This window comes from Bradyrhizobium ontarionense, assembly GCF_021088345.1.
In the GTDB taxonomy this organism is placed as follows: Bacteria; Pseudomonadota; Alphaproteobacteria; order Rhizobiales; family Xanthobacteraceae; genus Bradyrhizobium; species Bradyrhizobium ontarionense.
Genome location: NZ_CP088156.1, coordinates 1,967,577 through 1,981,485, shown reverse-complemented (window position 1 = coordinate 1,981,485; position 13,909 = coordinate 1,967,577). Strand labels below are relative to the sequence as shown.

Below are 13,909 nucleotides of genomic sequence, written 5' to 3'. Positions count from 1 at the left end.
AATCTGGCACTTGGAGGGGCTGGCGTTAAGCTTACGGCTTAACTAACCTTTAACGATGGGTTTGCGGGAACCAGCCGGCGGGCCTAGCCTTATCGGTGTGCTGGTGGGTCGAGAAGAGTGGGTCGCGTATCATGGCTGACAGGACATCGGCGTTTCGGATTTCCAGAGTTGTCGTCGTCGTCGGGGCGGCCGTTGCGCTGATGCTTTCGGTCGAGGCGGCCGCGGCCCGGTCGGGCGTCGCCGCCGCTGCACCGGGGGTGTCGGTCCATGGCGGACCGCGGGCGCCCGGGGCGCGGCCGTTCATTCACCACCACCGCGGTCACGGCGCCTATCTGCCGGCTGTCGGCGCGTTCGCTTACGGTCCGGACGGCGAGTCGGTGCCGCAGCAGATCCCGGAGCAGACGTCGGCCGACATGCGTTACACCTATACCTATGACGTGCCGTGGGACTGGGCGCATCGCTATCCGCCGAACGTCGTGCCGTCCGACCGTCCGTATGTGTCGAGCTGTCCGATGCAGACCGTCACCGTGCCCGGACGCCACGGCGGCGAGCAGACCGTCAACATCACGCGCTGCTACTGAGGTCTTGAGCCAGCTCAATGCGAGCATCGGGATTGCGCGCTAGATTTTCAAGGATACCGACCGGCCTCGCTCTGCGGGGTCGCGAGGTTACGAGGCCCGGACTCCTAGGCACTCCGGGCCTCGTCGCTTTTTTGCTAGTCTCTCCACCGGCCGACCGCTGAGTCGGCGCTGGGAGGCCAGGATGATCTTACGTGTGTGCCTTGCGCTCATGCTGTCGGCGCCTGCGATGGGCGCCGCATTCGCCGACGAAACCGTCACGGTCGGTGGCTCGCGGGCGGCGCTGATCAGACCGGCCGCGGTGCGCGCCAGCGTGATCCTGCTGCCCGGCGGCGACGGCGCCATCAATGTCGGCGATCACGGCGACATCCATGGCCTGCTCGGCAACCAGCTGGTGCGCACGCGCAACGCCTATGCGGCGCGTGGACTGGCGGTGCTGGTCGCCGATTACGGCACCGATCTGAAGGCGGCGGTCGATTACATGGCCGCGATCAAGCGGCCGGTGACGGTCATCGCGACCAGCCGCGGCACCTTGCGCGCCGCTGAGGGCATCGCACGCGGCGCGCGGCCGGATGCACTGGTCTTGACCTCGGGCTTCCTCAGCCAGGAGTCCGGCAGCTCCTCGAACGCGATGTCGATCCTGGGCTCGCCGTCGGCCTTGCCGCGCACGCTGGTCATTCATCACACCGCCGATGCCTGCAGGTTCACGCTGCCGGCCGGGGTCGCCCCGTTCATCAGATGGTCGGGTGGCAAGGCGCGCGTGAAGTGGCTGTCGGGCGGCGCGGAGCAGGGCGATGCCTGTGAGGCGCGCGGCCATCACGGCTTCAACGGGCTCGACGGGCAGGTGGTCGGGCTGGCCGCAGGATTTCGCTGAGCGGCGGTTGTGGCCAGGTATCCGAACAAGACCAGCATGTCCGGAGGAAACGTGATGCCGTCAGCCGTTTGCGTCGTCCGCGCCACGGTGCCGGATCCTGCGCGACGGGATGCGTTCGATCGCCGGTACCGCGACGTGCATCTGCCCGATGCGATCAGGAGCTTTGGCATGCGCAAGGCGTGGCGGGTCCTGGAGCCTCACGGATGCTGCAGTGCATCAGGCGATGTATCAGTTCGACGACGTCGATGCGGTGGAGCAGGCGGTCAGCGGCGACGAGATGAAGCGGCTGATCGCCGACTTCAATCGCGATTGGCCGGATGTGACGCGCACGCGGGAGAGTTTTGTGCTGGCGCAGGCCGTCGACGGCTGACGCCGCATCGAGAAATGGCAATTATTGGGCGCGCCGCCGCGCGGGCTCCTTGATTTGCCGCGTCGTAGTTCAGCACACGTTCAGGTGAAGGGGCGAATAATTCCTCCGCGATTCTGGTTGGCAGACATCACGGAGGAGCGCGATGGAACGACGATATTTCCTGAAACTGGTTTTGGGTTTCGGCTGCGTGGCTGCGGCAGGTGCGGCGCTCCGTCCGAGGGAGTCGGTTGCCGCGCCGCTGCTGCCGTCGCCGCTGAGCGAAACGGCACCAGCAGCAAGCGGTCAGAAGGTCGAACGCGCGGTCGGCTCGCAGGACGAGGCCGACCGGCTCGCGCCCGAACAGGTGCGCTGGGGTCATCACGGACACCATGGCCATCACGGTCATCATTGGGGCTGGCGCCGGCGGCACTGGGGCTGGCACCATCACCACCGGCACTGGCGGCATCGTTGGCACAGGCGCCATTACTGGTAGCTGCGAGTGCAGCGGATGGTGGGCAGGGATGGCAGCCGTGCCGCGATCCCTGCCGTTGATCTTGTTTGCCCTCTACTTGCCGAGGAAGTCGAGCAGCAGCGCGTCGTACTTGTCCGGCGCGTCGAGGAAGACGAGGTGGCCCGCATTCGGGATCACCTCAGCACGACCATTTGGCATCCGGCTCGCGAGGGTCATCGCCAGCTCGGCGTTCTGTCCCATCATCGCCCTCAGCGCCTCCGGCGCATTGGGGCGTCCCGGCGCATTGTGATCGTCGGCGCCCATGATGAACAGCGTCGGCTGTGTGAGCAGCGGAATCTCGTGCACGACAGGCTCGCGATAGATCATCTGGTAGGAGCTGGCGAAGGCGCGCAGCCAGCGCGCATAATCGGCGCTGCCTTTGAGGTTGAAGCGGGCGTCGATGAACGGCGTGACCTGCTCGGGCGGCAGCTTCAACGCGTAGTTGGTTTCGAGCTGCCTGCGGTAGCCATCCGCCGTGAGCTTGTCCTCGCTCTCGATGATCTTCTCGGACGGGATCGGCGGCACGGAGAGCCGATAGTCTTCGAGGCCGATCGGCGCCGTCAGCACCAGATGCGCGACGCGCTCCGGGTACGCGCGGGCGACGCGCACGGCGAGCATGCCGCCCAGGGAATGCGCCACAACCTCCGCCCTGGCGATGCCGAGATGATCGAGCAGTGTAACCGTGTTGCGCGCCAGCGTGTCGAAATGCAGCTCACCCGACGGCTTGGAGGACTTGCCGAAGCCGATCTGGTCCGGCACCACGACGCGGAAGCCGGCCGCGGTGAGCGTCTTGATCACCGGCGCCCAGTAGCTCGATGGAAAGTTGCGGCCGTGCAGCAGCAGTACGGTGCGGCCGTTCGGCTGCGCCGGCGCGACATCCATATAGGCCATGCGCAGCTGCTCGCCCTCGTTCACCAGCGGCAGCAGGCTGACCGGGTAGGGATAGGGGAAACCTTCGAGATTGATGCCATAGGCTTCGCGCGACGGCTCCGCCGCCGGGGCGACGGCGGGCGCGAGCGCGAGCAGGGCGGCACACAGCATGACAACGAAACGGGACATCGAGACTCCAAGGCGGACGGGAACGAGATGATCGTCAACCGTCTGGCGGTGGCCGTTGTTCGCCTGTCGCGCAAGGCATGAACGCCGCGCTGCGATAAACAGCGCGTGATCGTCAGTCGCCGGCAGGTCCGAACAACGCCGTGAAATGCTTCTCGCCGGCGCGACTGAAGTTCACCACGCGGCTGCCCGGAGCGGAATCGCGCGCCGCCCATTTCAACTCGGCGAAGCGCTTCATCAATGCCGCGCCCAGCGTGCCGGCGAGATGATGGCGCCGCGCGCTCCAGTCGAGACAGGCCTTGCAGACGGGACGGCGGGGGTGGGTCAGCATTTCCGGCGAGATTCGCAGATGCCGCGCCAGGAAGCGCTCGCCTTCCTCGGTCAGCGCGATCTCCTGCTTGCGCCGGCGCACCAGCTTCTGCCTGACCATGCTGTCGAGCATCTGCACGCCGAGATCGCCGGCGAGATGGTCATAGCAGATGCGCGCGCGCCGCAGCTCCGGCTCCTTCGGCCCGGTGCGCACGCGCATGTGGCCGGCGCGCGCCGCAAGCCCGGCGAGCTTCTCGAGCAGGTCGGCGACATCGGGATCGGCGAGGCGGTAGTAGCGGTGGCGGCCCTGCTTCTCCGGCTCGATCAAGCGGCCGAATTCGAGCTTGGCGAGATGCGAGCTCGCGGTCTGCGGGGTCACGCCCGCTTCCTGTGCGAGCTCGGTCGCGGTCAGCGCGCGGCCCGACAGCAGGGCGGTCAGCATATTGGCGCGGGCGGGATCGCCGACCAGCGCCGCAACCATCGCAATGTCCGGGCCAGATTTCATAGTTCGATGCTAGACGAAGCATTCCCTCGGGGCAAGCGGATAGTGTCGATGATCCCAAGCCAACGCGAGGTTGTCATGACCATCACCGTCTTCATCCGTTATCGCATCGATCCGTTCAAGCGGGAGTTGTTCGAGGCCTACGCGCAGCGCTGGCTGTCGATCATTCCCCGCTGTGGCGGCAACCTGCTCGGCTATTTCATGCCGCATGAGGGCACCAACGACATCGCCTACGGCCTGATTTCCTTCGATAGCCTCGCCGCTTACGAGCGCTATCGCGCAACCTTGCGCGCCGACGTGGAAGGGCGAGCGAACTTCGCGCTTGCCGAGGAGCACAAATTCATTCTGGGCGAAGAGCGAACATTTTTGCGCAATGTCGTGGCGGTGCAATGATCGCCGCCTTATGCTGGTGCAACGAAAGACGCATGGGAGGATGACATGACGGTGACGATTGCGGACAAGCGCGCGGCATTTCGCAGGCTGCACGAGGCGGGCTGCTTCGTGCTGCCCAACCCGTTCGACGTCGGCACGGCGAAGATGCTGCAACAGCTCGGCTTCAAGGCGATCGCCTCGACCAGCGCCGGCTTCGCCTGGTCGGTCGGCAAAGCGGACACGAGGGTCGAGCTGGATGAGGTGCTGAGTCACCTGACGGCGCTGTGCGCGGCCGTCGACATTCCCGTCAATGCCGATTTCGAGGGCGGTTTCGCCGATGCGCCGGAGGGCGTGGCAGCCAACGTCACGCGTGCGGTCGCAACCGGCGTGGCGGGTCTCTCGATCGAGGACTCGACGGGCGACAAGGCCGATCCGCTCTATGAGCGCGCGCTTGCGGTTGCCCGCATCCGCGCCGCCCGGCAGGCCATCGATGCGAGCGGCGGGGACGTGCTGCTGACCGGCCGCTGCGAGGCTTTTCTCTGGGGCAAGCCAGATCTTGCCCTCGTGACCGATCGTCTCAAAGCCTATGCCGGGGCCGGCGCAGACTGTCTCTATGCGCCCGGGATCAAGACGATTGAGGAGATCACTGCGGTGGTGAAAGCCGTGGCGCCCAAGCCGGTCAATCTGCTGATCGGCGCCTCCGGCCTCTCGCTGGGGCAGGCCACCGAACTCGGCGTGCGCCGAATCAGCGTCGGCGGGTCGCTGGCGCGCATGGCTTGGGCCGGCTTCATGCGGGCGGCCAAGGAGATGGCCGAGCAGGGCACCTTCACTGAACTGGCCGGCGGCTATCCCGGCGGCGAGCTGAACAAGATCTTCGGGTGAGATCAGCCTGCGCCGCCAGCCTTCCAGCAGATCCTGATCTCGTCCACCTGTAGAAAAGCCGCGGACCCTGCCGCGGCTTTTCATTCTGATTCGCCAAAACTCCTTAGTAGCGATCCGTTCCGATGCCGACGCTCACGCCCGGGGCGCGGAAGCCGACGCCGCCGCGGTCTTCGTAGCCGCGCCGCTCGTAGCGCTCGCGCGGAGCGTATGCGTAGGAATCACGATCTTCGCCCTGAATGATGACGCGGCGTTCACTGCGCTCGCGCCAGCACCGGCCTTCCTCGTTACAGACCATCCGGACGTTCTGGATGTCTCGTTGCGGGACCGCCGAGGCTGCGGGAGAGATTGGCGCCGCCGAAGCGGCGGTTACGGCCAGCGTGCTTGCCGCGGCTGCAATAGCTATGGCGAGAGCTTTCATTAGTATCTCCTGGGGTGAGAGTGTCAGTGAGCCAATCGGTTCGCGCCGGTATGGTTCCATGGCGGCCCTCGCACACTTCGCCTAATTTGTTGGAGGATGGAGAACGGCCTTGTTGGAAGGGCGCTGCGGGCAAGCAAGAGAGCGGCGGGTGATCGCTCACCCGCCGCCCAATCGTGACGCTTGGTCGCCGACGGCCAGATTATTTGACGGTGTTGGTCTGGCCGCTCGGGGCCGCCGGTGCCGTCGTACGATCGCCCGCGGCGCCGGTGGTGACGCCAGGCGAGCCGTTGGACGTGCTGCCGCTGGGGGGCGAGGCCGATTGCGACGCCGGCGTGGTGCTCGCCTGATCGTTGCGCACCGACATGTTGTTCAGCCCGTAGAACACGGCGCCGAGCAGGAGCGCGATGCCCAGCGCATAGGCCGCGATGCGGCCGGTCGAGGCCGGACCGTTCGTGGGCTCGGGATCGGGCTGCAGCCGGCTGTCAAATGGCGGCGTGCGCTCATAGTCTGTGCCCGTCATTCCCGCCCCAGTGATGTCGGGACGTGGGGGCATGTCGGGACGGTTCATGCCGTCGGGATAACGTTCGTTGGGAAGCCGTTCGTTGGCCATCTCATCCTCCTCGTGATTGTCACCTGACAACCAGGGCAGCTCCGGGCCGTTCCGCGAAACCTCTGCAAATCCCAATCTGTACCGTTGTACGGCGCGCTAAGGTTCCTCGCGAACACTGCGATTCTCGTTCTCGTTGGAACTTCTGGAGCTCCCTGATGTGGAACCTGCCGCCGGCCGACAGCGTGTTGCATCTGTTGTCATGGCTCGCTCTGGCGGCGCAGGCGATGACCGCTGCGCTTGCGGCGGGACGCCGCAGCATGGATTGGATGGGTGTGTGCCTGCTCGGTGCCATCACCGCGCTCGGCGGCGGCACCCTGCGCGACGTGCTGCTCGGGCATTATCCGCTCGCCTGGGTCGAGCGGCCGTCCTACCTGCTGCTGACCTTGCTGGCGCCGTTCGTCACCATCGCGATGGCGCGGCTGGTTCACCGGCTGACGACGGCGTTCCTCGTGCTCGATGCCATCGGCCTGGTCGTGTTCACGATCGCCGGTTGCGACATCGCCTGGCAGATGAACGTCCCGTTCGGCATCGTCATCGTCGCCGGGATGATCACGGGCTGCGCCGGCGGGGTGCTGCGCGACATCCTCTGCAACGACGTGCCGCTGCTGTTTCGCGCCGAGCTCTATGCCAGCGTGTCGCTGCTGACGGGCCTGGTCTATGCGACAGGCCTGTCGCTCGGCATCGGCGGCGGGCTCTGGACGGCGGTGACCTTCGCGCTGGGGCTGTCGTTCCGGCTGCTCGCCATCCGCTACAAGTGGAACATGCCGCGCTTCGTCTTCACCGGGGAGGAGCGGGGCTGACGGGCCGTCGCCTGTCGCGTTGCACAATGAGCCTCAAGCCAGATTCGCGGGTTGCAACCGTCGGTAACCGTCCGCGCGTCGCATCCAAGCCATGGCGCGCATCATCCCATTTCGCAGGCGCAGCCCTTTTCGACACAAACCGCAAAAGCCGCAGCCTGCTGCCGCCACGAAATTGCGATTTCGGTTAGCTGCCCTGCGTCCGCGAGATTTGTGATGCGCAAGCTTCGAAAGCCGACGTAAAGTGTTGACAGATCGCGTGCTTCCGCCGGCGGGCGGGCCTACGCGCACCCCGACAAAGCACGGCAAGAGGGCGGAATGGGACTCAACGAGAGCGAGATCAATCTCGACCAGAAATACACCGCAAGCTCCGGCCATATCTTTCTGACCGGCATCCAGGCCCTGGTGCGGCTGCCGATGGCCCAGATCCGGCGCGACCGCGCCGCCGGCCTCAACACCGCGGGCTTCATCTCCGGCTATCGCGGCTCGCCGCTCGGCGGCTACGACCAGCAGCTGTTCTCGGCCCGCAAGCATCTCGAACAGTACAACATCAAATTCCAGCCCGGCGTGAACGAGGACCTCGCGGCCACCGCGATCTGGGGCTCGCAGCAGCTCGCACTGTCGCCCGGCGGCAGGTATGACGGCGTGGTCGGCATCTGGTACGGCAAGGGCCCCGGCGTCGACCGCTGCGGCGACGTGTTCCGCCACGGCAACGCCGCGGGCTCGGCCAAGAACGGCGGCGTGCTGTGTCTGGCCGGCGACGACCACGGCGCCAAATCCTCGACCGTGCCGCATCAGTCCGACCATGCCTTCATCTCGGCGCTGATGCCCTATCTCTATCCGTCCTCGATCCACGAGATGATCGAGATGGGCCTGCTCGGCATCGCGATGTCGCGCTATTCCGGCTGCTGGGTCGGCATGAAGGTGATCACCGAGACGGTGGAGACAACCGCCGAGATCAACCTCAACGACGAGATGACGCCGTTCGTCATCCCCCCGGATTTCGAGATGCCGCCGGGCGGCCTCAATCTGCGCTGGCCCGACGACCGCTTCGAGCAGGACCGCCGGCTGCAGGACTACAAGGGCTTTGCCGCGATCGCCTTTGCCCGCGCCAACAAGGTCAACCGCATCACGATGGATTCACCGAACGCCCGCTACGGCATCATGGCGTCCGGCAAGAGCTACGAGGATATCCGCCAGGCGCTGCGCGAGCTTGGGATCACCGAGGAGGTCGCTGCCAAGATCGGGCTGCGGCTCTACAAAATCGGCATGCCCTGGCCGCTCGAGCCGGAAGGCGTGCGGCAGTTCGCGGTGGGGCTCGAAGAGATCTTCATCATCGAGGAGCGCCGCGAGATCGTCGAGAACCAGGTCAAGCAGGAGCTGTTCAACTGGCGCGACGACGTCCGCCCGCGCATCGTCGGCAAGATGGACGAGCACGACAAGCGCTTCCTGCCGTTCGCCACCGAACTCTCCGTCGCCTCGCTCGCATCCTCGCTGACGGAGCGACTTCTCCGCCTCGACCTCAATCCCGAGATCAAGGCGATGCTGCGCGCCAAGGCCGACTGGTTCAACGGCCGCGACGCCTCGCAGATGCAGCTGGTCTCGCCGGTCGCGCGTACGCCGTATTTCTGCTCGGGCTGTCCGCACAACACCTCGACCAAAGTGCCCGACGGCAGCCGCGCGCTGGCCGGCATCGGCTGCCACTTCATGTCGCTGTGGATGAACCGCAACACGGAAACCTTCACCCATATGGGCGGCGAGGGCGTGCCGTGGGTCGGCATCGCGCCGTTCACCGACGAGAAGCACATCTTCGCCAACCTCGGCGACGGCACCTATTTCCATTCCGGCAGCCTCGCGATCCGCCAGTCGATCGCCTCCAAGGCCAACATCACCTACAAGATCCTCTACAACGACGCGGTCGCGATGACCGGCGGTCAGCGCCATGACGGCGAGCTGTCGCCGCAGCAGATCACCTTCCAGCTCCATGCCGAGGGCATCCGCGAGATCTATCTGGTCTCGGAGAATCCCGACGCGTATCCCGCCGACAGCATTGCGCCCGGCGTCAAGCTGGCGCATCGCGACGAGCTCGAGAACGTCATGAAGACGCTGCGCGAGACCAAGGGCGCCTCGGCGATCGTGTTCGTGCAGACCTGCGCCGCCGAGAAGCGCCGCCGCCGCAAGCGCGGTACGATGGAGGATCCGCAGCGCCGCGTCTTCATCAATCCCGCCGTCTGCGAGGGCTGCGGCGACTGCTCCGTGCAGTCGAACTGCATCTCGGTCGAGCCGCTGGAGACCGAGCTCGGGCGCAAGCGCGTCATCAACCAGTCCTCCTGCAACAAGGACTATTCCTGCGTGAAGGGCTTCTGCCCGTCCTTCGTCACGGTCGACGGCGGCAAGCCGCGCAGCCGCGCCCCAGCCGAACTCGGCGACATCGGCGTGATGCCGGAGCCCCTGACCAAGCCGTCGCTGGATCGGCCGTACAACGTCGCCGTCGGCGGCGTCGGCGGCACCGGCGTGCTGACGATCGGTGCGCTGCTCGGCATGGCCGCGCATATCGAGGGCAAGGCCTCGATGATCCTGGACATGTCGGGCCTCGCGCAGAAGGGCGGCGCCGTGCTCAGCCATGTCCGGCTGTCCGAGCACACGGCTGACGTGACCTGCTCGCGCATCGTCACCGGCACCGCCGATCTCGTCATCGCCGCCGACGAGGTGGTGGCCGGCGCGAAGGAGACCATCACGCTGTGCGACGCCGCGCGCACCCATGGCGTCATCAACAGCCATCTGATCCCGACCGCCGATTTCGTGCTCAACCGCGACTTCAACTTCCAGAACCGTAAGGTGACGGGCCTGCTGGAAACGGCGCTGCACAAGGACTCGAGCTTCCTCGACTTCACCAAGCCGGCCGAGGCGCTGCTCGGTGACAGCATCGCCACCAACATGATGATGATGGGGTACGCCTATCAGAAAGGCCTGCTGCCACTGTCGGCGGAGGCGATCGAGAAGGCGATCGCGATCAACGGAGTCGCGATCAAGATGAACACCGAGGCGTTCCGGCTGGGCCGCCTCGCGGTGGTCAATCCTGAGCGGCTCGCCGACATGATGACCGGCAAGGACGAGGCCGTGCCGCCGAAATCGCTGGAGGCGATGACGCTCGACGAGATCATCGCCCATCGCATGACGTATCTCACCGCCTACCAGAACGCGAGGCTCGCCAAACGCTACAGCAGGCTGGTCGACCAGGTGCGCGAGGCCGCCGACAAGGGCGGCTATGGCGAGGCGCTGCCGCGCGCGGTGGCGATCAACTACGCCAAGCTGCTGGCCTACAAGGACGAGTACGAGGTGGCGCGGCTGTTCTCGGACGGAAGCTTCGAGAAGCAGCTCCACGACGCGTTCGAGGGCGACTACAAGATCTCGTTCAACCTCGCGCCGCCGATCTTCAATTCCGGCCTCGACGCGCAGGGCCGGCCGAAGAAGAAGAGCTACGGCCCGGGTATGATGAAGGTGTTCCGGCTGCTGGCCAGGCTGAAGGGCCTGCGCGGCACGCCGCTCGACATCTTCGGCTATGCCGCCGAGCGCAAGATGGAGCGCGACCTGATCGCCGGCTACGAGAAGGACGTCGCGACCGCGCTGAGCCTGCTGTCGCCTGCCAATGTCGAGATCGCGGTCGAGCTGTTGTCGCTGCCCGACAAGATCCGCGGCTACGGCCCGGTCAAGGACAAGGCGGTGAACGATGCGAAGGCGCGCTACGCCCAACTCGCCGCCGACCTCGCCAGCCCGCCGCCGGCGCCACGGCAGATGGCGGCGGAGTAGGGCGTACATGAGGTAGGTCTAGTAGAGGCGTCAGCAATGCGCACGTGGCGCATGGGATTATTCGTCGCGTGGCTGGTTACCGCACCGCTGTCAGCGGGCGCGCATGAAGTCTCATGGCGGGGTGTCGGGCCGGTCCGGTTGGGCATGACCGTCGCCCAGGCTGAGCGGGCGCTGAAGGCGAAGCTCGGGCCGATCGCCCCGCCGTTCACCAAGGACTGCTATATCACGGGACGCAAGGACAGCAGGGAAAAGGCGCTATCCTACGTGATCGTCGACGGACGTATCGTTGTGATGACAGTGTTTCTCCGCGACTATTCAAAGCCGAATCCGCTTGTCGTCGACATCAACGGAATTGGCGTCGGCGCTACGGAAGCCGAGATCCGCCGCTCCTATCCGCATGTCAGGAAGGAGCTGTCGCCCGATTTCCGCGGCATCAGTGCGGAAGAGGCGGAGGAATTTGCACGGGAGCGCGCCAAGCAAGGGATCACCGAGCCGGAGCCGCCGCCGCATTACTGGATGATCGCGGAGAGCCCCGATCGCAAGCGGGCGATTGTGTTCGAGACGGAAGCCGGAAAGGTGCTTCACTTCAGTATCGGCTTGAAACCCGAAGCGGTGATGAACGAGCACTGCATATAGACAGCCATACACTGCGGATCAGTCACGCCGCGTGTACAACGGCTCTCACCCTCAATTCGCCATCCGCTCCCGGCTCACGCGCAGCGTCGCGACCAGGCCTTCGTCGGACCAGTCGAAGGCGATGGTGCCGCCGAGCTGGGCGTTCACGCTGTGATGGATCAGTTTGCTGCCGAAGCCTTCGGTGGTGTCGGCCGACTTCGGCGGCCCGCCGCGTTCGGTCCACGTCATCACCACCTCGTCGTCATGCGCCGTGCAGGAGACGTCCAGTGTGCCGCTCGCAACCGACAGCGAGCCGTATTTCGCCGAGTTGGTTGCGAGCTCGTGGATGACCAGCGCCAATGTCGTGCTTGAGCGCTCTCCGACATTCATCTTCGGCACCGACACGCGAATGCGGACGCTGGCGCCTTTCTCGTCGTAGGGGGCAAGCAGCAAGGAGACGAGATCGCCGAGCAGAGCCGCTTCATTCGTCTGGCCAGGCCGCGGACGTATCAGGTCCTGGGCACGTCCGAGCGCGATCAGCCGGCTGGCCAGCTCGTGGGCCATGTCCTCCTTCGTCGCCGCCGTACGCGACGTCATCTGCGTCAGCGCGGTCGCGATCGTCAGCAGGTTCTTGACCCGATGGCTCATCTCACCCGCCAGCAGCTCATTGGCTTCCTCGGCCTGCTTGCGCTGGGTCACATCGAGAAAGATGCCGAACATCAGCCGATCCGCGATGTCGGCGTCGTCGCCTTGGCCTCGTGCGGAAATCCAGCGGATCTCGCCATCAGCGAGAATGCGAAAATCGATCTCATACGCGCCGACGATCGCCCGCGTCGCTGAAAACGCCGATCTCACCCGCTCGAGGTCGGCGGGGTGAATGTTCCGGGACAGCACCTCGAATGTGATCCTGCTATTGGTCTTGGACACCTCCCACAGCTCATAGGCGCGCTCGTCCATCGTGATCGCGTCGGTATCGACATTCCACGACCACAAGGCCACGCCGGCTGCTTTGGTGGCGGCGCGCAGGTGCTTTTCGTGCCAGATCGGCATGCACGCGTCCTCGGCCCGCATGAGTTCGATCCCCCCATTTCGTCGCTGCTACGGATCCCGCAATCCCGCAGCCATGTCCGCGCTCAGACTACGCAGCCGCGGCGACTTCATCGATCGAGGACATGACGGCCTCGGTCGCCGTCTGATGGACCATGTGGCCGGCGCCGCGCACGCGGCGAAAGGTGCTCTGGCTGACGTCGTGATGAAGCCGTCTGGACTGCGCTTCGATGTCGATCAAGCGATCCTGATCGCCGGCAACGATCACGATCGGCATCTTCAGTTCACCGTACGCTCTCCTGAAGCGGAAAGCATCGGGAATCATGAGCGCGGCCTCCGCGGCAGAAGCGCGGATCTGCGACGGGCGAACCGCCATTTCCTTGGGGAAGCCGGCAAATTTCGCCGGAACCGACCGCGGACCGAACAGCTTGGCCATCAGCAGCGGCCACATCATGCGGCTGATCAAGGGTGAGATCGTGTAGCGCAGAATATCGCCCAGCAATGGAATGGCCGGAGCCGATCCGGCCACCACGTCAGACCGGAAGGTCGGATAATAGTAGCCGGAGGCGAGCACCATGCCCTTGACCATGGCCGGATGTTCGAGGGCGAGCGCCACGGCAACTGATGCTCCCCAGGAGTGACCCAGGACGAACGCTTCCGAGACGCCCAGGCGCTCGAGCGCGCTCTTGATCAGCCGGGCCTGCGCCGTCGGCGTCCACACGACGTTGCGCGGCCGGTCGCTGTCGCCGAAGCCGGGCCGGTCGAACGCAATGACACGGTAGTTCTGCGCAGCCAGGTCGATCAGGCCGCTGGAGGCGAAGTCCTGGATCATGCTGCCGTTGCCATGCAGCAGCACCAGCGGCACGCCCGTGCCGCGCTCGACATAGTGCAGCCGGACGCCGTCGACGTCCAGGAACCGGCCGGCAGGGGGATTGGCCTGTTCGGCAGACTTGGCGAGCCGGCGATTGACGAGCGCCGTCACGGCCAGGACGGCCGTGGCCGCAGCTGCGGCCAGCAGAAAGGGATGAGCCTTCGCACGCCTCAGGCCGCGACGCGCCATGGGCGCGATGGACGCCGATCGGCTGGCAAGGAGGCTCGGCGTTGAAGCTGCGAGCGTGCGTGTCGCGGTTCGGGCTGCAGTCATCGTCTGCCCTCATGGAAAGGCGTGCATGACGCCCG

14 protein-coding genes and 1 pseudogene are annotated in these 13,909 nt (G+C 65.7%); 9 read left to right on the top strand and 6 right to left on the bottom strand.

All coding sequences use genetic code 11. The features are described 5' to 3' along the window. The first annotated feature begins 131 nt into the window (after positions 1-131). The 4 genes and pseudogenes from LQG66_RS08940 (at position 132) to LQG66_RS08925 (ending at position 2,294) form a co-directional block, all read left to right on the top strand. The gene (locus LQG66_RS08940) at positions 132-581 is read left to right on the top strand and encodes a hypothetical protein (RefSeq protein ID WP_231325533.1); all 450 of its coding nucleotides are present in this window, start codon (positions 132-134) and stop codon (positions 579-581) included. A gap of 181 nt (positions 582-762) precedes the next feature. Next, entirely contained in the window at positions 763-1,452 is a 690-nt protein-coding gene (locus LQG66_RS08935) for an alpha/beta fold hydrolase (protein ID WP_231325531.1), read from the top strand. A gap of 54 nt (positions 1,453-1,506) precedes the next feature. Then, positions 1,507-1,822, top strand: a pseudogene (locus LQG66_RS08930) (EthD domain-containing protein). Between the two features lie 142 nt (positions 1,823-1,964). Continuing rightward, the gene (locus LQG66_RS08925) at positions 1,965-2,294 is read left to right on the top strand and encodes a hypothetical protein (protein WP_231325529.1); all 330 of its coding nucleotides are present in this window, start codon (positions 1,965-1,967) and stop codon (positions 2,292-2,294) included. A gap of 72 nt (positions 2,295-2,366) precedes the next feature. On the opposite strand, the gene LQG66_RS08920 is transcribed toward LQG66_RS08925, so the two are convergent. Beyond that, positions 2,367-3,371, bottom strand: a complete 1,005-nt coding sequence (locus LQG66_RS08920; RefSeq protein WP_231325527.1) for an alpha/beta fold hydrolase — start codon at positions 3,369-3,371, stop codon at positions 2,367-2,369. 112 nt (positions 3,372-3,483) lie between these two features. After that, entirely contained in the window at positions 3,484-4,182 is a 699-nt protein-coding gene (locus LQG66_RS08915; RefSeq protein ID WP_231325524.1) for a helix-turn-helix domain-containing protein, read from the bottom strand. Positions 4,183-4,257: 75 nt separating this feature from the next. On the opposite strand from LQG66_RS08915, the gene LQG66_RS08910 reads away from it, so the two are divergent. Next, positions 4,258-4,572, top strand: a complete 315-nt coding sequence (locus LQG66_RS08910; RefSeq protein WP_231327730.1) for an NIPSNAP family protein — start codon at positions 4,258-4,260, stop codon at positions 4,570-4,572. A gap of 45 nt (positions 4,573-4,617) precedes the next feature. After that, positions 4,618-5,433, top strand: a complete 816-nt coding sequence (locus tag LQG66_RS08905; protein ID WP_231325522.1) for an isocitrate lyase/PEP mutase family protein — start codon at positions 4,618-4,620, stop codon at positions 5,431-5,433. A gap of 103 nt (positions 5,434-5,536) precedes the next feature. Here LQG66_RS08905 and LQG66_RS08900 read toward each other — a convergent pair whose 3' ends face one another. Further along, positions 5,537-5,851, bottom strand: coding sequence for a hypothetical protein (locus LQG66_RS08900; protein ID WP_231325520.1), 315 nt, complete (start codon positions 5,849-5,851; stop codon positions 5,537-5,539). A 199-nt stretch (positions 5,852-6,050) separates the two neighbouring features. Next, positions 6,051-6,461, bottom strand: coding sequence for a hypothetical protein (locus tag LQG66_RS08895; protein WP_231325517.1), 411 nt, complete (start codon positions 6,459-6,461; stop codon positions 6,051-6,053). A 155-nt stretch (positions 6,462-6,616) separates the two neighbouring features. On the opposite strand from LQG66_RS08895, the gene LQG66_RS08890 reads away from it, so the two are divergent. From LQG66_RS08890 to LQG66_RS08880, 3 genes are all read left to right on the top strand, one after another. Next, a complete protein-coding gene (locus tag LQG66_RS08890; RefSeq protein WP_231325515.1) occupies positions 6,617-7,261 on the top strand; it encodes a trimeric intracellular cation channel family protein in 645 nt (214 codons plus the stop codon). A gap of 315 nt (positions 7,262-7,576) precedes the next feature. Next, positions 7,577-11,068 carry an indolepyruvate ferredoxin oxidoreductase family protein gene (locus LQG66_RS08885; protein WP_231325513.1) on the top strand — a complete coding sequence of 1,164 codons (3,492 nt, stop codon included), beginning with the start codon at positions 7,577-7,579 and terminating at the stop codon, positions 11,066-11,068. 36 nt (positions 11,069-11,104) lie between these two features. Then, a complete protein-coding gene (locus tag LQG66_RS08880; RefSeq protein WP_231325510.1) occupies positions 11,105-11,704 on the top strand; it encodes a hypothetical protein in 600 nt (199 codons plus the stop codon). Between the two features lie 51 nt (positions 11,705-11,755). Here the strand turns inward: LQG66_RS08880 and LQG66_RS08875 are convergent, their stop codons facing one another. Both LQG66_RS08875 and LQG66_RS08870 read right to left on the bottom strand, forming a co-directional pair. Next, on the bottom strand, positions 11,756-12,733 hold the full coding sequence (locus LQG66_RS08875; protein ID WP_231325508.1) for a sensor histidine kinase: 978 nt from the start codon (positions 12,731-12,733) through the stop codon (positions 11,756-11,758). Positions 12,734-12,821: 88 nt separating this feature from the next. Next, positions 12,822-13,874, bottom strand: coding sequence for an alpha/beta fold hydrolase (locus tag LQG66_RS08870; protein ID WP_231325505.1), 1,053 nt, complete (start codon positions 13,872-13,874; stop codon positions 12,822-12,824). Positions 13,875-13,909 lie beyond the last annotated feature (35 nt).

Coding starts and splice junctions, on each gene's coding strand:
- LQG66_RS08940 (WP_231325533.1), top strand. CDS start 132: ATGGCTGACAGGACATCGGCGTTTCGGATTTCCAGAGTTGTCGTCGTC.
- LQG66_RS08935 (WP_231325531.1), top strand. CDS start 763: ATGATCTTACGTGTGTGCCTTGCGCTCATGCTGTCGGCGCCTGCGATG.
- LQG66_RS08925 (WP_231325529.1), top strand. CDS start 1,965: ATGGAACGACGATATTTCCTGAAACTGGTTTTGGGTTTCGGCTGCGTG.
- LQG66_RS08920 (WP_231325527.1), bottom strand. CDS start 3,371: ATGTCCCGTTTCGTTGTCATGCTGTGTGCCGCCCTGCTCGCGCTCGCG.
- LQG66_RS08915 (WP_231325524.1), bottom strand. CDS start 4,182: ATGAAATCTGGCCCGGACATTGCGATGGTTGCGGCGCTGGTCGGCGAT.
- LQG66_RS08910 (WP_231327730.1), top strand. CDS start 4,258: ATGACCATCACCGTCTTCATCCGTTATCGCATCGATCCGTTCAAGCGG.
- LQG66_RS08905 (WP_231325522.1), top strand. CDS start 4,618: ATGACGGTGACGATTGCGGACAAGCGCGCGGCATTTCGCAGGCTGCAC.
- LQG66_RS08900 (WP_231325520.1), bottom strand. CDS start 5,851: ATGAAAGCTCTCGCCATAGCTATTGCAGCCGCGGCAAGCACGCTGGCC.
- LQG66_RS08895 (WP_231325517.1), bottom strand. CDS start 6,461: ATGGCCAACGAACGGCTTCCCAACGAACGTTATCCCGACGGCATGAAC.
- LQG66_RS08890 (WP_231325515.1), top strand. CDS start 6,617: ATGTGGAACCTGCCGCCGGCCGACAGCGTGTTGCATCTGTTGTCATGG.
- LQG66_RS08885 (WP_231325513.1), top strand. CDS start 7,577: ATGGGACTCAACGAGAGCGAGATCAATCTCGACCAGAAATACACCGCA.
- LQG66_RS08880 (WP_231325510.1), top strand. CDS start 11,105: ATGCGCACGTGGCGCATGGGATTATTCGTCGCGTGGCTGGTTACCGCA.
- LQG66_RS08875 (WP_231325508.1), bottom strand. CDS start 12,733: ATGCCGATCTGGCACGAAAAGCACCTGCGCGCCGCCACCAAAGCAGCC.
- LQG66_RS08870 (WP_231325505.1), bottom strand. CDS start 13,874: ATGACTGCAGCCCGAACCGCGACACGCACGCTCGCAGCTTCAACGCCG.